The sequence below is a fragment of the Winogradskyella marina genome, from assembly GCF_015645385.1.
In the GTDB taxonomy this organism is placed as follows: Bacteria; Bacteroidota; Bacteroidia; order Flavobacteriales; family Flavobacteriaceae; genus Winogradskyella; species Winogradskyella marina.
The window spans coordinates 63,900-83,362 of sequence record NZ_JADOET010000004.1 but is presented as its reverse complement, the minus strand read 5'-3'; the positions used below and the strand labels follow the sequence as shown (position 1 = coordinate 83,362).

The following is a 19,463-nucleotide window of genomic DNA, read 5'->3' as shown; positions in this document are numbered from 1 at the left end:
CAAAAATTCAAATATCAAAGAGAAACTGTTTTAGGTGATACATTTTTTATTAAAAAAATAAAGTGAAATAGACTCTAATTACATTTTAGTATTAATTAAAAAAATCTAAATGTCCCTCATCCATTTTACTGTAATCTATCAAATAGCCTACAAATACAAATAAAACAATTAAATAAGGCTGGTTGATCACAGTTTGCAGGCTCATCATAAAAACATAAAGAACAATTAAAAGAGACATGGCAAAAAAGCGAAGATGTATTTTTAAAGTTAATGTTTTAAAAAAATAATAAAATAAAATAAACATAAAGAATAGAAAAGTTAATATACCAGCATCTACCCATACACCTACGTACGTGTTATGTCCAGTATGAGCTACGGAAAAGTCAACTCCGTTTCCAATAATGGGGTTTTCATAAAGGTAATATAGTATGTTTTCTAGTAAATGATCTCTCCCTGAATTGTTCACTTTATCTAAATTTAAAGTTAAAACATTGATGATATTATCTATTTTAGAGATTTGAGCGTCTGACAAATCAAGTTCTTTAGTTTGAGATTTAAACGCAAAAATTCCTATATAGAATAGAACTAATATAGTCCCAAGTAAAATCAACTTTAAGCCATTGAAAAACTTGTAGTTAGTAATAAAAAGAATAATAGTAAAAACGAATAAGCCTGTTGTTGAAAATGTTACAAACAGACTGTAAAAAATAATTAATAACACTAAAATTTTAAATGCTTTAAAGAGAAATTTTGAGGGATTATAAAATTTGTCAAATAAAGTATAAGCGATGATACTTGCTAATGCAGCGTTGTTCGCGTCACCATATAACCCATCGGCACGATCAAGGGCCCAACCATGTGTTGTATTTGCTGCTAAGTTAAAATTAAGTTTAAAAAGAAGAACCGTGAAGAATGAGGATATTACAAAAGTTATAGTAATAACTTTAAAAAAGGTTTTAAATTGCTCTTTATTACTTAAAAGAAAATAAAAGCCGATAAAGTAAATTACAGGTATGAAAGTTGGTAAAATTGAACTTTGAAATCCATTCCTACCCAAGGCTAGGAATCCGAAGCAATAGTAAATGATGAAGTAAATAATCCATAGTCTACTTGTCTTAGATGTTGTATTTATTTTATTTCTAAATAGAACTGTACCAGTGATTATAAGCCCAAGATTAATATATGCAAGGTTTACCGCTAGGCTTTGAGAGATTGCGTATGTAATGTAACCTTGAAGTTGTAAGCAACTAAAAAAAAACGGCCAATAAAAGCAAGTAAAAACAATAAGCTTGTTCATTATGCATTAATTACTTTATTAAATAAGATTTCGTAGCGTTTAGTGATTTCTGAGACATGATATTTTTCAAGTGACTTAATACCTTCTATAGATAGTCTCTTTCTGAGTGGTTCATTTTTTATAAGTTCATCTAAACCGTTCTGCATCTTAAGCATATTTTGATCTTCAATTAGTAAACCATTGATATCATCTTCTATGATATCGGAAGGACCTGTTTTACAATTATATGCTATACAAGCCATGCCTTGTGACATTGCTTCAATTAATACCATGGGTAGGCCTTCATTTCTAGAGCTTAAAACGAATATAGATGAATTTTTCATTACATCAGATACATTGGATATAAAACCAGTAAAAATAATTTTGTTTATGATATTATTTTGTATAGCTATGTTTTTTAAATATTCTAGATCATCTTTGTCAGATCTTCCTAAAATTTTTAATCGCCAGTCTGGATGTTTTTTTAATACAGGCCCTATTAAATGAATTAAATTATCAAACCCTTTTAAATGGTATCTGTTTAAACCACCTACAGCTAAAATAACTTTTTCTCTTTCTATAGAAAAATTCGTTATGGCTCTAAAGCTGCAAGGGTTTGGCATTACTGAAACTTTAACGTTATGTGATTTGTAATAGTTGACATCAAATTTTGTCAAGACAGTGACCGCATCTGCCCATTTGTAAATGTGTTTTTTAGTAAAATTTGTTAGAATTTTACGTCCTTTCATAAATCTTAGGTGATGCGTATGTTCCTGAGCAATAATTTTAATTGAAAAAAGTTTAGCTACAATTATAGCCATTAAATTATTCAATGTTAAAAAAGAGACAATGACATCTGGCCTGTTTGATTCGTAATAATAATACCTAATTAGATTAATTATACTTCTAAAGGTATGACTAGGTATGTATTTAATTTGCTTTAGTTTTATTCTTTTTACATTAGGTTCAAATTGGTATACTTCTTCTCCATCAAGCAAGATAATGACAGAAATTTTATAATCGTCACTCTTTGACAAGCTGTTTGCCATTAGAGCAAAAACACGTTCAGCACCTCCGCCTCCTAAAGAAGATATTATAAAATCTACTTTCATATATTTATTTTTTTGTATTGCTTATAAGTAAAACCAAAATAAAAACAACTACTAATGATTAATACTAAAGTAGTGCTTAATGCTAAACCAAATACACCATAGTGCTCTATAAAAAGCATATTTAATATGATGTTTACAAACAAATTTACAAAAGAAATTTGTGCCATAAATTTATTTTTATTTATACTAGTCAGAAATTTTACAATTATCAATGTGCATAAGTAGAATGGAACATTCGCTAGCATTATTTTTTGGATTGTTGAGACCTTTAGGGTGTCTTCATGCGTAAATTCATTACGTTCAAGCCACATTTGAACAATCCAATCAGAAGAGAAAATAGTTATAATAGTAATAATGATACCAACACCTACAACCAATTTCAATATCTTAAAAAGATAATGATAAGCGGATTTAAGATCTTCATTAACGAGTCTAGAAAAATGAGGCAATAATACACTACCTAATGCCATAATAACTATTGTTACGCCAAAAGCGGGGACTCGGTTTCCATAGTTTAATGCAGCAATCGAACCTACTACTAATTGGCCTGCAAAAAACTTATCTATAAAGCCATTCATAACGGATAAAAAACTAGCTATTATTTTTGGTGGCAGTTGCTTTAGCATTTGGCTAGAATTAGTATTTATTCTTGGAGTACCCAATGATAAATCCTTATGCTTAATAGAAAAATATAATAAGAAAATGAAACCAATGACGCTTCCTGCTAAAGTTCCATAAGCCAAAACCATATCTCCTAAATTATCTTTTAGAAAGAATAAAAAAAGTAGCATGGTTACTAAAGGAAAGAATTCAGATAAAGTTGATACTAAAAATCGATTTTCAATCTCTAAAAGACCTGATATGACCGAAGAAAATCCCCAAAACAAGAGGCTAGGTAATATTATGTACAACTGATATTTAGTAAGTTGATAATAATCTTCAGACTTCCCTGGAAAAATAAATTCTAAAAAAAAGTCTACAAAAAAATAAGCTAAAATAATTGAAGAAATGGAAACAGCTAAGGTTATTAAAAAAATAAAAGATTGAAAACTTGATTTATCCCCATTATTTTTAAGTTCAACTATATAATTTGGAATAAACAAATTTTTTAATGAACTTATGAACACACTCTGTACAAATGATGGGACTAATACCGCTACTAAAAATGTATCTAAAATTTCTGATAAACCAAAAGTCCCTGCAATAATCGTTTCTTTATAAAAAGCCAATGCTTTTATAAAAAAGGTAATCACAGCAACCGTAGCCATACTTTTTACTACAGGATTACGAAAAGCGATTTGGATTTTATCGATTATTATTTTTTGATCAAAAAATGACATTGTATATTTTCGTTAGTTTAATTTCTCTATATAAGGTTTGTGCTTAATTTAATAGCTTGAAAGTCTTGTAGTTTTAAAAATTAAAATTTAATACATATTTATAATAAGATCACTATACTGTGAAATGGTATTTAATTTCCCGGATTTTATTGGTTATGTTTTTTCTTTAGGTTATAAATAATATGAAAAGCAAATAAAGACTTTTTATGATAAAATCCATCTTTTAAGGATTATAATCATAAAGTAGCGATTAAATACATTGTAGTTGTTTTTATAAAACATTGCATTTGTAATTATTCAGTTCAATTAATTGAATAGGTGTAGTATTTTACTTTTAGGTGTTAAAGTTCAAATTAAAAGATCCATTTTTAAGTTTATAGCGTATTTATATCTGATTAATATGCATTTGGTCGTATAATATGTAAATATATGTTCAAACATAACAGTATATTTATATATAGCATGTAATTACTTACAAACAAATACATGTTATCGAATAATAATGATTTTAATCTTATTCTAATTTAAAAAATTTTTAGATTAGCTGAAATTGAAATTGAGCAAATCCCGAATCACTCGTATTTTTTACCTTATGAAAAACGTTACAAAACCTACTCATAGTATTGTTAGAATATTATTATTTTTATTTTCATTCCAATTATTATCAGCTCAACAGCGAGCATTTCCTACAGCTGAAGGAGCTGGTGCATTAGCCACTGGTGGTAAAGGCGGCACTGTTTTACATGTCACTAACTTGCTATGGAATAATTCGCCAGGTTCTTTAAAATGGGCATTAGAACAAACGTATCCTAGAACTATAGTTTTTGATGTATCTGGAACAATAGATGTAACAAGCACGAATAGATTTTATGAATTACATGGACAACAATATTCGGATTTAACTATTGCTGGTCAAAGTGCTCCAGAAGGGGGAATCACCATAGAGCATAATTGGTTTAATATTTTTGATATTGATAATGTAATTATACGATATATTAGATTTGTCCACGTAGGTTATTTTGATTCAGATGGAATTATTAATGCTACAGCATTTAGTTTTGGACCAACAGGATATGGTATTATTGACCATGTAAGTACTAGATATTCTTGGAATAGTGCTGGTATTGGAATTAGAAATAACAATAAAGGTCAATTAGGTACATCTATACAGAATTCACTATTTGGTGATAGTAAAACAGGAATAATGGTAGGTGAAAATCCAAATATTGAAGAATACATGGTAAATGGTGCAGATCATTCTGTACATCATAATTTAGTAGCGCATATAAGCCATAGATTCCCAAGTATGAGTGGTAATGGTAATTATGAGGCTATTAATAACATAATTTACAATCCAAGAGAAAGATTAGCACTTTCATTCGGAACGCCTAACGTGAATTTCATAGGTAATTATTTTAAAAATGGAAACCAACCTTTGTTAGGTGTAAATAAAATTGGAACTTATGTTGGTTTATGGGACACTGATGTTAAACCTAATGCACAATGGTACACAGAGGGTAATATAATTGAAGGTACAAATTATGAGAAAACAGATACAGACTGGACAGATGACCCTTCTACATATCCATCACCAGTTGATGCAAATATAATGGTTAAGTGGGGAGATGGTTCTGGAGATACACATGAGTATGCCGACCCAAGTATATATCGTTCTTTAACTAAATTCCCAGATATCAATCCTAACGCACCAATATCCATTCAGGATGTAAACGATGCTTATTCAAGTGTATTAAGTGATGTAGGTGCAAATAAGTACTTAAATGCAGATGGTACTTATGGAACTTTTATAGATAGTGTTGACCAAAGATATATAACAGAGACAACAAATGGAACAGGAACGTACTCTACTCTTTCTGATCAGAGTTCTTTAGTTTACCCTGAATTACCAAATAATACAAGAAATGCTAACTTCTATTTAAGTAACCCACACATCCCAGAAATATGGTTCGCAGCTAATGTACCAGAAGGACAAGACCACAACGACATAGCTCCAAGCGGATACACATGGTTAGAAGAATACCTAAACCAAGTAGATGTTGATGTCACTGCAGTTATAGATGTAGAAAGTATTGCTGTAACCCCAAATACAGCAGAATTACAATTAACAGACACACTTCAATTAACAGCAACAAGTACACCATCAAACGCTACAAATCAAAACGGTACATGGACCTCGAGTAATGAAGATATTGCAATGGTAGATTTAAATGGTCTAGTTACACCAGTTTCTGTAGGTGAAGTCATTATAACTTTTACAACAGAAGATGGCGACTTTACAGACACCTCCGAAATAACGGTTTTTCCTGAAGCGCTCAATCCGAGCGTAGGTGATGACCAACAGATTTGTGAAGGTGAAAGCATAACACTTACAGCCAATGGAGGTACAAATTATGTCTGGAGTACAGGAGAAAATTCTGAGAGTATCGAAGTATCACCAAATGAAACTACAGTTTATACGGTTACAGTCTCTGATGATTTTGAGCAATCAGAAGATGTTAATGTTACAGTCACTGTAAATCCTATCCCAACGGCCAATGCTGGTGAAGATCAATCTATTTGTGAAGGTGATACAACAACATTAACAGCTACAGGAGGAACGTCATATTTATGGAGCACAGGAGAAACCACTGCTTCCATAGAGGTGAGCCCTACAGAAGAATCGACATATAGTGTTGAAGTAAGCGATTCCAATTGTTCTAGTGTTGATGACATTATAGTTTTTGTAAATACAGCTCCACAACTTGTCATTTCTGAAGATATTGTAATTATTGAAGGCGAATCTGCAACGCTTAATATTAGTGGAAGTGACACGTATGAATGGAGTACTGGTGAAACATCTGAATCTATTATTGTAAGTCCAATCGTTACAACAACTTATACTGTGAGTTCAATTGGACCTAATGGGTGTTCAAGTTACGCGGAAGTTACAGTTACAGTAATTCCAGAAATTATAGCTAATGCAGGTGAAGATGTATCCATTTGTAGTGGTGAATCTGTTACGTTAACTGCTGAAGGCGGGTCATATTACACTTGGAATACTGGTGGTTTAGAATCAGAATTAACTGTAAGTCCAACTGAAACAACGACATATACTGTAACAGTTGAAGATGATTATGGTTATACAGATACAGACGAAGTTACTGTTTTTGTAAACGAAATACCAAGTATTACTATCAGTGATGATATTTTTATTATGATAGGTGAATCTGCGACGCTAACAGCTACAGGTGGAAACACATATTCTTGGAATACTGGTGAGACAACTTCTGAAATAAGTGTAAGTCCAGAAGTAACAACTACATATACCGTAACTGGGTTTTCTGAAAATGGATGTCAAAATACTGCTGAAGTTATTGTTAATGTTATCGAAGAATTAAATGCTAATGCTGGAGAAGATACTTCAATTTGTTTAGGAGAAAGTATCACTTTGAGTGCTTCAGGAGGAATAACATATACTTGGAATACAGGAGATACAGGCGCATCACCAACATTTACACCTACAGAAAACACAACGTATACCGTTACTGTTACTGATGATTTTGGAAATACAGATACGGACGAAGTTACAATTACTGTAAATGCAGTGCCAGTTGCAAACGCCGGAGAAAATAAGACCATATGTGAAGGTGAATCAGTTACTTTAAATGCAGAAGGAGGTGATTCATATTTATGGAGTACAGGTGCTACAACGCAATCTATTTTAGTAAATCCTGAAGAAGACACAACATATAGTGTTGAGGTATTTACAAATTCATGTTCAGATATCGATGAGGTTACTGTTTTTGTATCACCTAAACCAGATTTAACGGTTAGCGAAGAAATTATTATTGTAGTAGGTAGTGCCACTACGATTGAAGTTTCAGGTGCCGATACTTATTTATGGAGTAATGGTGAAACTTCAAGCTCAATAGAAGTTAGTCCTAGTGAAACAACTACTTATTCGGTGACTGGTTTTTTAGCAAGTGGTTGTCAAATTACTGAAGAAATTACAGTTACTGTATTGCCAGAGGTTAATGCAAATGCTGGTAACGATGTGTCTATATGTATTGGTGAAACTGTAATTTTAAATGCTACTGGTGGACAAAATTATGAATGGAGCACAGGAGAAACAAGCGCATCAATTAGTGATAATCCAACTGAAACAACAACATATACCGTAACAGTATTTGATGATTTTGGAAATTCGGATTCTGACAGTGTAACTGTTACAGTTGATCAATTGCCTAGTTTAACTATAACTGACGATATTACAATTCTTGAAGGCGAAAGCACAAATCTCTCTGTAAGTGGAGCTGAAAGCTACCAATGGAGTACAGGTGAAACTTCAAGTACCATAACTGTTTCACCATTAGAAACAACAACATATAATGTTGCTGGTTTCTCAGTTAATGGATGCGAGGCAATAGAAGAAGTGACAGTAAATGTTGTTGCTGAAGTTGATGCAAATGCGGGTAATGACGTGTCTATCTGTATTGGTGAAACTGTGATACTAAACGCCTCTGGTGGTTCTAATTATGAATGGAGTACAGGTGAAACTACAGCGTCGATAACTGTTAATCCTTCGGAAACTACAACATACACTGTTACGGTATATGATGATTTTGGAAATTCGGATTCCGATAGTGTAACTGTTACTGTAAATGCCTTACCAAGTATCTCTGTTAGTGAAGATATCACTATAGTTGAAGGTGAAAGCACAAGTTTATTAGTAAATGGAGCAGAAACGTACTTATGGAGTACTGGAGATATTTCAAGTTCTATTACTGTAAGTCCGACACAAACTACTACTTATAATGTCATAGGAATAACAAATTCATGTAATAGTGAACTCGTAGAAGTAACTGTTACTGTAGAAGCGCTATTTCAGGCAAGAGCAGGAAATGACGAGCGTGTGTGTGATAATGAAAGCTATGAAGTTGTTTTAACTGCAAATCAAGGTGATAGTTATTTATGGAGTACAGGTGAAACTACACAAAGTATTTCCGTTAGTCCATTGTCTACAACAACTTATTCGGTTACAGTCTCTCTAGGAGAGCAATCAGATTCAGATGAGGTAATGGTTTATGTGGATCCTAGTCCAGAAGTTTTGATTGCAAATGGTGATAGTGTTGAAATTTTAAGTGGAGACTTCGTTACCTTATCTGCTTCTGGTGCAAATAGATACGAATGGAGTAATGGTGCAACACAACCTAACGTTGCTGTAAGTCCGTCTTCAACTACGACGTATGAAGTGAAAGGGTTTATTGGGGAATGTTATGATGATAAGCAAGTCACTGTAAATGTTTTACAACCAGTTGTAGCAGATGCTGGTGAAGATGTTATGATCTGTGTAAATGATATAACAACCTTAACCGCCAGTGGTGGAGATGACTATGTTTGGAGTACTGGTGAAACTACAGAAACAATTGAGGTGTCACCTACTGAGACAACGGAATATACCGTTACTGCTTTCAATGCCTTAGATTTTGATGAAGCAACAGTTAGAGTAGAGGTAGACCTAAACTGTGCTATAGATTCAAATGGTCCAATAGAGGATGACACAGAGTTGTCGTTTGATATTTATCCTAATCCAGCTTCAGATTTAGTAAATGTAAAAATAACTGGGGCATTAAATGTTTCAGATATAAACATCTATGATGTGACTGGAAAGTTAGTTAAGCACTCTAAAATTACTAATGAAAACTTAAGTTATACAACTACGACTCAAATAAGTGTAAATTCATTTCAATCAGGTGTATATTTCGTTAAACTCATTGATAAAGATAAAGTAATTACGAAAAAATTAATTATAGATTAAACTGAATTTATATAAAATGAAAAAGCACTAATCTCATAAAAGGTTAGTGCTTTTTTCATAAATCATTTTAAATGTGATTACTTCTCTATAGAATAGTATTCTTATCCAATATATTTCTACTTTTAAAAAAAGTTAGTTTTTATTTTATCATGTATCCCCAATGAAGCTAGGTTTTTAACTTATAACATTTTGTGATAATTGTTATTTAATGAGCGTCATATGATGCTATCTAAGAATTCTATAAGTGGAGTTTTACTAAATCAACATTTTCTTAGCAGATCTTGTATAAAAGTAGCTTTGATTCTAACGGGTTATTTTTTTGAATCCTAAGAGAGTTGAAAAAGAATAGACATGACAAATATTATGAGGTATCTAAACGTTAGATTTTTGTTTAGAAAATATGTCGCGGCTCAAAGTTTTTTTATCTTTTTCTTTGATAACTAATAGATACTATCATTTTTAATTTTAGCAAGAACCTTATCCATTAAAACTTTAGCTCCATTGTGATTTAAATGAATTTTGTCGTTGAAGAGATCTTTACGATCAAGTAGCGAATAATCAGTAGAGAAATCCATTAGTTTTGCACCCGAATTTTTTGTTATGGATTTAATTGTATTTAAATATGGTATATTTATTTTTTCCAAAACAGGTGGAACATAAACATAGACTGTTGCACCGCTAGATACTGCACTTTCTAGAAATTTAATAAAATAGAATTTAATATTACTAGGGATTTTATGAACTTCACCCGCTGGTAGTTCAACTAGGTTTTGCGTTTCATTAATATCTGACCTTGGTTCTAATGGCACATATCCCTTTGTATTATCGTTTCTGCCGTCAAAAATTCTGATAATTTGAGAATTATAAACATATCCCTTTAAAGCAAGTTTTATCGATTCGTTAGGAAGTACATCATCAACAACTTGTTTTACATGTTCATTATTTTTATAATAAGGAAAGATTCGTGTCAAATAATCAGATCCTTCTAATGTTAATTGATAAGCACTTATTAAAATAACTTTTGGCGTATGTTTTTCTAAAACCGTTTCAAGTAATGGATATTGATAATAGATACCACAACCATCAGAGGCTAAATTATAACTTGACAAACCAGTTTCTTCGGTAACCATGCTACTTATAAAACTATGCGATACTTCAGAGGCACCAAAGAATAATATATCATCATTATCATAATGTAAAAAACCATAGTTAGCGTTCTGCAGATTAATGTTTTTTGTTTTTAAATGATATTTGCTCAAAACATTTCCTGAGAGAAAGTCTGCTGCGAAAAGCAGCAACACAAATAACAATAATTTACCAATAAACAATTTCATAATAACTAAAATTTAAAGTAAATAAATTGACCTCCATTTAAAACTCCAATCCATAATATAAGAAGTGCTACACATAAATATGATACTAAGCGAATAACGAAAACTTTATTGTTGAAAAACAGTAATGTTTTAGGAAAATACTCATCTCTAAATTCACTTAAAAACAGCATAAAAACACCAATAAATGCATAGGCCAATGTTGTTTTATCCAAAAAAAGAGAACCTCTTTTAAATATAATTTTATCAAAAACCATTAATGCATCTTTAAATGAAGCATCGTATGCGAAAACTAGAGACACTGCGAATAGGACATAAGTTAAACAAACAGAAAAAATCAAATAGAAAAAGTTAGATTTTAACCCGTATTGGTTTTCTATTTTTGATTTTCGTTTATTTATAAGCGCCTCAATGCTTAAAAAAGTACCTTGCATTAAACCCCATACAACATAGTTTAAAGTTGCTCCATGCCAAATGCCACTTAAAGCAAATGTAACCATTAATGCTAATACAATGCCAAATATACGATATTGTCTGAAGCTAAAGGCTAAAGGTGTATATACGTAATCGGTGAGCCATGTAATTAACGACATGTGCCAACGTCTCCAAAACTCAGCCATAGATGTAGCGAAAAAAGGTCTATTAAAATTCGGCATAACATTTAAACCTAATATTTTTGACACTCCAATTGCTATTAATGAATATCCACCTAAATCTGCGTATACTTGGATGGGATATAGCAATGAAGTAAGTAAGATGGTATCACCATTGTGATGAGATAAATTACCATAAACAGCATCTACATAAATCGCTATGCGATCTGCAACCACCAATTTCATAAAATAACCCCAAAGCATTAGTTTTAATCCTGTTGAAAAATTTGTATGATTTAATTTTAAATCCGATTTAAACTGGGGAATCATATTTCCAGCCCGTTCAATAGGACCAGAAAGTATTAAAGGGAAGAAAGAAATAAATAAAGCGACAATTCCTATATTCTTTTCAGCCTCTACTTCTTCATTATAAACATCTATAGTGTATCCAATAGCCATAAATGTGTAAAAAGAAATCCCCACTGGTAATAGAAAATGGATCTTTGGCAAAAACCATCTCATTTCATACATTTCAAGTATATTAAATATACCATCATTTATTGCAGTAAAATATTTAAAGAAAAATAGTGGCATTAATACGACAGCAATATTTATATACATAAATTTACTTTTCTTCTTATCATCTTTTACTTTGTCAATTAATCGTGTGAAAAAATAGGTAGATAAAGTAATTATAGCTGTTAATAACCCAAAAACAGGTTCAATATTTAAATAAAAAAAATAACTTGCGACAAGCAAGGTTACCCATCTATATTTTATTGGAGTAATATAAAATAGAATAATAACAGCAGGAAAAAATAATAAAAAATTTAAGGACGTAAATACCATGTATTAAAAAGCCTTGTTAAAAATATTCTTATAGTTTGCACTACTTTACATAGCGCTTATTCGGGTTTAAATTAGCTAATTTTTGAAGAGATAATATCAATCAAAGCACCAATATTTCTCATTTTATTTAGGTCTTTTAATTTAAATTTGATTTTAAATTCCTCTTCTATCGAAGAAATTATAATCATATGTGTTAATGAGTCCCAACCACTAACGTCAGCTGCTACTAAATCATCAGTTAATTCAAATCCTTCGTGCTCTAAAACTGAGATTAGAATTTCTTTTACTTTTTCTACTATATTATTTCTTTGCATATTTATAATTATTTAATTTCAAAATCTTCACTTATCAAAATGCCATCTTTAAAGCATAGTATTAATATATCATCATTTAAGATTTGTGGTCCTATTTTTTTAGAATCAAAAGTAACGCTATCTAATGTTTCTTTAGAGGGAATTTCAGCTCGCCAAATTGTTATATTATTGGTGTATGCACCTTTGTAAGGGTATGATACTGCTCTAATTAGATTTAGTGCTTCTGTTTTTGTTTTTGAAAACACAATTTCTCTATCTTTTAACTTTAAGGCATGAAAATAGCTTATTTCAGACTGATTTTGAACTATTGGGATAAACTCTGTCTTTGATATACGATCAACGGCGGTTATGATAATTGATTTATATACTGTTAACATTTTTAATTGAAAATCAGAGATATAATCTTCTGGCTTTATAGGTATCTTCGTTTGAGCTACGATATCGCCTGTATCAACCGTTTCTTCTATAAAGTGAACCGAGACTCCTGATTCTAAATCTCCATGGATAATAGTTTGGTGTTGTGGTGAGAGCCCTCTATATTTTGGAAGAAGGGAGGGGTGGAAGTTTATTGCTCCATAAGTAGGAATGGAAAAGATTTCTTTATCTAAGATTTTTCTTAAATGTACAGACACTAATAGATCGGGTTCGGTGGCAATTAGTAGCTTTTTAATATTCTTAGAGTTAACGTTTTCTGTTCGAATAAAATCGATGCTATTATTATTAGCAATCGACTCAATCTTTGAATGACTGTTGTTATTTATATAAATAGGGCAAACAGCCATTAATACTTCATGGTTCTCATCTAATAGAGATTGAAAAACCGCGGCAGTAAAAACATCTTCTCCAAATAATACTATTTTCATAATTTAATGATTAATTCTTTTAACTGCTTTCTATCAACCTTATCACTTGTGTTTAAAGGAAATTTATCTAGGTTATAAATTTTTGTAGGTATCATATAAGAAGGTAATTTAGCTTTTAATGAAATTATAATAGCGTTTTTATCCAGCTTATCTGTTTCCAAACATAAGGCAATTTCATCACTTCCTGTTTGCCCTTGATATATAAATGCTACTGCGCTTTTACCACCAATAGTTCTTCTTGCATGAAATTCAATTTCACCTAGTTCAATTCTATAACCTTGAATTTTTACTTGATTATCAAGTCTTCCATAATATAGGATATCATTATCATCATCTAATAAACATAGATCACCAGTTTTGTAAAATCTATGGGAAATCCCATCGTAATCTAGTTCTATAAATGCTTCAATATTACGTTCATGGTTTTTCCAATAACCCTGTGTAACCTGATTACCAGAAACATACATCTCTCCTTTCTTTCCATTATCAACTATGCCTAAATTACCATCTAGTATCACAGCTTTAACTCCTTTAAATGGTTTGCCAATAGCTAACATGCCATTTGCCTCTTTTACAAATGAATTTCTGATAAACTCGTAGCATGTACAATAAATAGTAGCTTCTGTAGGACCATAAAAATTAAAAACTCTTGCGTTTGGAATGCATTCAGCCCATTCATTAATTAAATCTATAGGTGAAGCTTCAGCAGTCAATATGCTGTATCTTAATTTTTTAAGATCAATTTCATCAAAATATGGTTTTAACATATTAATCATGCTTGGTGCGAATATGCCGAATGTTATATCATGGTCGTCTAACAGTCCAAAAACATAACTATATTTTATCTGTTCGTGTGGTACCGTATAGACACACGCTCCATGTATTAGCGGGACTAAAAAACACTGTACAGATACATCAAAGGTTAAGTCAAAACACTGTAAACACCTGTCAGTGTTATCTAACTTAAACCCAACATCTAAAAAAGCATCTATAAAACTGTCTAAATTCTTAAATGAAATTTGAACACCTTTAGGTTGACCTGTACTTCCTGATGTAAATAATATATAGGCTAATGAATCATCTTGAACGTCTATAATTCGAGTAGTTGGTTTTAACGATTTACACGCGTTAGTCTGTATAACTAGTTCGTCATCAAATTCAGAGTCTATGTTAGAGTCTAAAACTTTATGTAATTCTGCTTGTCTAATGATTTCCAAATTGCGATCAGTAGGGAATTTTGGGTGAAGAGGAACATAGCCCATACCTTCCATCCATACAGCAAAAATACTAGCGTAAGTAAACAAATCATCATTAACTACCAAACCAACTTTTTTGTCTGTTAACTTTTGATTTATAATTAAAGTTCGTTGTTTACATACCAAGTTCCAAAAAAAAGCATATGTGTAAAAAGTATCATCAATACAAAAAGCATTACTCTCGGGATATTTGGAAACTATTTCTACAAATTTTTTAATTATATTTTTACAAAACATCACTACATAGTTGATTTAGAAATAATTAAGATAAAATCATACTTTTCAAAATACGGTAATTTAAAAACGTCAAGCAAATTTTTATAACAAAAGTCGATTAACTTATATAATTAATGGTTTAACCTTACTTCCCTATTGAAGAATACTCAAATCCAATACTTTCCATTTCAGTTTTATCTAATATGTTTCTGCCATCAAAAATGAATGCTGGCTTTTTCATGTTGTCATAGATTTTTTGCCAATCGTAGGTCTTAAATTCATCCCATTCTGTCATAATAGCAATCGCATGAGCATCTTTTGATGTTTCGTAGGGATCATTATATGATTTTACTAAGGTGTTATTTTCTTCCGCAGTTCTTGTGTTAAGGTAGTTAAGGTCTGCTTGTACTTTTTTACTAGTTACTTTAGGGTCGTAAACAGCTATATTTGCTTGTTCGTTCAACAAGTGATCAGCAACATAAATAGCGGCTGATTCTCTTGTATCGTTTGTGTCTTTTTTGAAAGCCCAACCTAACATTGCTATCTTTTTACCAGAAACAGTATTGTATAATGTGCTTATTAAATTATCAGAAAAGCGTCGTTTTTGATGATCGTTTAATAAAATGACTTGTTCCCAATAATCGGCAACCGCGTTTAGACCATAACTTCTAGCAATATAAACAAGATTTAAGATGTCTTTCTGAAAACAAGAACCTCCAAATCCTATTGATGCATTTAAAAACTTTGGTCCAATTCTAGAATCCATACCAATAGCTTTCGCGACTTCATTAACATTTGCTTCTGTATGTTCACATAACTCCGAAATTGCATTAATTGAAGATATACGTTGCGCTAAAAAAGCATTTGCCGTAAGCTTAGACAATTCTGAAGACCAAACGTTGGTTCTTAATATTCTGTCTTGAGGTACCCAACTTCCATATATATTCGCTAAACTTTCAATAGCGTCTTCAGATTCACCTCCAATTAATACACGATCAGGATTTAACAAATCTTGGATTGCAGTGCCTTCTGCTAAAAACTCTGGATTGGATAGTATACTGAAGTTGACACCATTTCCTGTATTGTGTAAAATACTCTTTATTGCTTGGGCTGTTCGTACAGGTAAAGTAGATTTTTCAACAACTATTTTGTCGGTTTTAGCTACTTCAGCTATATTCCTAGCACATAATTCTACATACTTTAAATCTGCAGCCATACCTTTACCTTTGCCATAGGTTTTAGTTGGAGTATTTACTGAGATAAAAATCATTTCAGCTGCTGCAATAGCCTCATCAATTGCTGTAGAGAAAAATAGGTTTTTTCCTCTTGTTTCTTCAACAATTTCGGCTAAACCTGGTTCATAAATTGGTAATTTGGATACATCTTTATCATTCCAGGCGGCAATACGCTCTTCATTAATGTCAACAATTGTAACTTCAATGTTTGGATTCTTTTTTGCTATTACAGCCATCGTTGGTCCTCCAACATAACCAGCTCCAATACAGCAAATTTTTGTAATTTTCATGTTTTATTATTTGTAATGATTTGAGTCAAATTTTCTAATATGTGTGTGAAATTGACGTTTTTAATTTAATTCAGTAAATATTTTATATAAACGACACCTTTTCAACGATAAGAATCCTATTCATACTTTCAAAAAAGGTGTTTTTTCAAATTTAAGCTATTAATTGTAATAGTCTTTAAACCAATCTACGAAAGATTTTACACCAACTTTTATTGATGTACTTGGTTTGTAATCGTAATCTTTAATCAATTCATCTACATCTGCCCACGTGCGCTCTACATCGCCTGGTTGCATTTCCATCATGTCTTTTGTGGCATTTTTACCTAAGTTAAGCTCTATTTCTTTTATAAAATCTAATAACTTCACTGAGTTATTGTTTCCAATATTATAAATTTTGTAAAAGTTCTTAGTCTCTACTCGTTTTGCGGATGATTTTTCTATAATTCTAACGACACCTTCTACAATATCATCAATATAGGTAAAGTCACGTTCCATATTCCCATGATTAAACACTTTAATTGGTCTATCATTTACTATGGCATCTGTAAATAAAAACATGGCCATGTCTGGTCTTCCCCAAGGGCCATAAACGGTAAAGAATCTTAAGCCAGTGGTTGGCACTTTGAATAGATGACTATAGGTGTGTGCCATAAGTTCATTGCTCTTTTTAGTGGCAGCATATAAACTAATTGGGTTGTCTACATTGTCATCAGTTGAAAACGGAATTTTTTTATTCATTCCGTAAACACTAGAACTACTAGCATATACGAGATGTTTAATGGCGTTATTTCTACAACATTCTAGAATGTTTAAAAATCCAACCACATTAGAATCTACATAGGTTTCAGGGTTTTCAATACTATAGCGGACTCCAGCTTGTGCAGCAAGATTACATACGATATCAAATTTTTCATTTTTAAATAGCTTTGGCAATTCCTCTCGATCTTCAAGATTCATTCTTATAAACTTGAAATCGCCAGATTTACTTTTACAAATCGTGTTAAACTCACTGGCTTCCGTTTTGTCTATTCCTAATTCATAAAGTCTATCATATTTTAAGTTAATATCATAATAGTCATTTATATTGTCTAGTCCAACGACTTGATGACCTTTAGATATTAGAACTTTTGAAGTGTAAAATCCTATAAAACCTGCTGCTCCAGTGACTAATATTTTCATTTGATAGGTGTTTTAATTAAATGGTGCTTCAAATATTAATATTTAGATTGTAACCTCTAAATAAATCATGAAACAATTTCAGCTTATTAGTTGTTTGTATAATTAATATCGAGGATTGTCGCTAACTCATCACAGTTTTTGACTTTTAATTCTAAATTTCGTTCCTTATAGCTATTCTCAATGCGATAAATTTTACAAGAATCTATTTTCGTTTTACTCTCAGAAAAATCTACATCTCCATATTTGACGAGGTTTTTAACCACGGTAGAATCTAATGATTGCTCTGTTATAAAAATGGCAGCATTATCAGAATATTGAAACGGTTTAGAACTAATATTTTTAACTGTTCTGGCATTTGGCCCATAATCACATGAAGCATCTTTACCGTTTAAAAAAAACATAAGAAGTATTAATCCAAGGGCAAAACCACCTAAATAATAGGCAAAACGATGTATAAATTTCATAGAAGAGAAAACTTTCTGATAAATGGTAGTTGGTTGATTATAAGTAAATTAAAAAATTAATAAGTTGGCGTCACTATATTCTAACCCAAACCATTCTGCAACGGATTTGTTAGTTAAAATGCCGTGGTAAAAATACAAACCATTTTTTAAACCGCGATCAAAACGAAGCGCATTTTCTAAGCCACCATATTCACCGATTTCTAATAAGTATGGTGTAAAAATATTGCTAATAGATACGGATGCCGTTCTAGAATAACGTGCAGGAATATTTGGAACACAATAATGAACAACCCCATTGTATTCAAAAGTTGGTCGGTCGTGTGTGGTAACTTCGCTTGTTTCAAAGCAGCCTCCCATATCTATACTAACATCAATAATAACAGAACCTGTTTTCATGTTAGAAACCATACTTTCTGTTACAATTACTGGAGCACGATTAGTTCCTCTTACAGCACCAATGGCAACATCGCACCGTTTTAAAGCTTTTATTAGATTTTTGGGTTGCATGGTTGAGGTGTAAATAGTACGTCCCAAATTATTTTGAAGTCGTCGTAGTTTGGTAATAGAACTATCGAACACTTTTACATTTGCGCCTAAGCCAATTGCAGAACGCGCGGCAAATTCACCAACAGTACCTGCACCTAATATAATTACTTCAGTTGGCGGAACACCATTGATATTACCCATCATTAAGCCATTACCACCATTTACATTAGAAAGCAGCTCTGAAGCAATTAATATAGAAGCAGTACCTGCAATTTCACTTAAAGAGCTTACAGCTGGATATTGACCATCATCATCTTTAATATATTCGAAAGCTAAGGCTGTAATTCGCTTTTTTGCTAATGCTTCAAAATAAGATTTATCTTGAGTTTTTATTTGAAGTGCAGAGATTAAGATGGTCTGCGGATTAATAAGCTTTATTTCATCTAATGAAGGTGGTTCAACTTTTAGAATAATAGGGCAGGAGTACACTTTTGAAGTGTCTTTGGTAACTTCCGCACCAGCTTCACTATAATTTTTGTCTTTAAAATTTGCACCTTCACCAGCACCGGACTCAAATAGTACGCGATGTCCATTAGCTGTTAATGCTGAAACGGCGTCTGGAGTTAAACAAACACGGCGTTCTTGAAAATGCGCTTCTTTAGGAATGCCAATGAAAAGCTCCCCTTTTTGTTTAAGAATTTCTAAGGTTTCTTCTTGTGGTAATAACTGGGCTTTGGTAAATGGTGATATACTCATTAAGTCGAATGCTTTAGTATTGTCTTTGCAATATAACGAAATACGCAAAACAAAGGGCAGTAATAAAACAACTTAAATTAAGAAT

At 31.7% G+C, this 19,463-nt stretch carries 13 protein-coding genes; 1 reads left to right on the top strand and 12 read right to left on the bottom strand.

Translation table 11 applies throughout. The annotated features are described in order from the left end of the window. Window positions 1–91 precede the first annotated feature (91 nt). The 3 genes from ITJ86_RS06600 to murJ are packed head-to-tail and all read right to left on the bottom strand — an operon-like array spanning window position 92 to window position 3,728. Entirely contained in the window at window positions 92–1,297 is a 1,206-nt protein-coding gene (locus ITJ86_RS06600) for a hypothetical protein (RefSeq protein ID WP_195870836.1), read from the bottom strand. Beyond that, window positions 1,297–2,388, bottom strand: coding sequence for a glycosyltransferase family 4 protein (locus ITJ86_RS06595; RefSeq protein ID WP_195870835.1), 1,092 nt, complete (start codon window positions 2,386–2,388; stop codon window positions 1,297–1,299). The genes ITJ86_RS06600 and ITJ86_RS06595 overlap by 1 nt, the downstream gene beginning before the upstream one ends. Continuing rightward, on the bottom strand, window positions 2,385–3,728 hold the full coding sequence (gene murJ, locus ITJ86_RS06590) for a murein biosynthesis integral membrane protein MurJ (protein ID WP_195870834.1): 1,344 nt from the start codon (window positions 3,726–3,728) through the stop codon (window positions 2,385–2,387). Before murJ ends, ITJ86_RS06595 begins: the two co-directional genes overlap by 4 nt. Before the next feature lie 592 nt (window positions 3,729–4,320). On the opposite strand from murJ, the gene ITJ86_RS06585 reads away from it, so the two are divergent. After that, window positions 4,321–9,546 (top strand): T9SS type A sorting domain-containing protein, encoded by a 5,226-nt coding sequence (locus ITJ86_RS06585; protein WP_195870833.1) that lies wholly within the window; start codon window positions 4,321–4,323, stop codon window positions 9,544–9,546. A 440-nt stretch (window positions 9,547–9,986) separates the two neighbouring features. Here the strand turns inward: ITJ86_RS06585 and ITJ86_RS06580 are convergent, their stop codons facing one another. The 9 genes from ITJ86_RS06580 to ITJ86_RS06540 form a co-directional block, all read right to left on the bottom strand. Further along, window positions 9,987–10,880: an SGNH/GDSL hydrolase family protein gene (locus ITJ86_RS06580; RefSeq protein WP_195870832.1), complete on the bottom strand. Its 894-nt coding sequence runs from the start codon at window positions 10,878–10,880 to the stop codon at window positions 9,987–9,989. Window positions 10,881–10,885: 5 nt separating this feature from the next. Beyond that, a complete protein-coding gene (locus tag ITJ86_RS06575; RefSeq protein ID WP_195870831.1) occupies window positions 10,886–12,319 on the bottom strand; it encodes an MBOAT family O-acyltransferase in 1,434 nt (477 codons plus the stop codon). A gap of 71 nt (window positions 12,320–12,390) precedes the next feature. Next, window positions 12,391–12,633, bottom strand: a complete 243-nt coding sequence (locus tag ITJ86_RS06570; protein WP_195870830.1) for an acyl carrier protein — start codon at window positions 12,631–12,633, stop codon at window positions 12,391–12,393. Window positions 12,634–12,641: 8 nt separating this feature from the next. Continuing rightward, window positions 12,642–13,496 carry a methionyl-tRNA formyltransferase gene (locus ITJ86_RS06565; RefSeq protein WP_195870829.1) on the bottom strand — a complete coding sequence of 285 codons (855 nt, stop codon included), beginning with the start codon at window positions 13,494–13,496 and terminating at the stop codon, window positions 12,642–12,644. Further along, entirely contained in the window at window positions 13,493–14,989 is a 1,497-nt protein-coding gene (locus ITJ86_RS06560; protein ID WP_195870828.1) for an AMP-binding protein, read from the bottom strand. The genes ITJ86_RS06565 and ITJ86_RS06560 overlap by 4 nt, the downstream gene beginning before the upstream one ends. 124 nt (window positions 14,990–15,113) lie before the next feature. Further along, window positions 15,114–16,493: a nucleotide sugar dehydrogenase gene (locus ITJ86_RS06555; RefSeq protein WP_195870827.1), complete on the bottom strand. Its 1,380-nt coding sequence runs from the start codon at window positions 16,491–16,493 to the stop codon at window positions 15,114–15,116. Between the two features lie 159 nt (window positions 16,494–16,652). Next, entirely contained in the window at window positions 16,653–17,672 is a 1,020-nt protein-coding gene (locus tag ITJ86_RS06550) for an NAD-dependent epimerase (RefSeq protein ID WP_195870826.1), read from the bottom strand. 86 nt (window positions 17,673–17,758) lie between these two features. Next, window positions 17,759–18,136 (bottom strand): hypothetical protein, encoded by a 378-nt coding sequence (locus tag ITJ86_RS06545; protein WP_195870825.1) that lies wholly within the window; start codon window positions 18,134–18,136, stop codon window positions 17,759–17,761. A gap of 48 nt (window positions 18,137–18,184) precedes the next feature. Continuing rightward, window positions 18,185–19,378, bottom strand: coding sequence for an alanine dehydrogenase (locus ITJ86_RS06540; RefSeq protein ID WP_195870824.1), 1,194 nt, complete (start codon window positions 19,376–19,378; stop codon window positions 18,185–18,187). Window positions 19,379–19,463 lie beyond the last annotated feature (85 nt).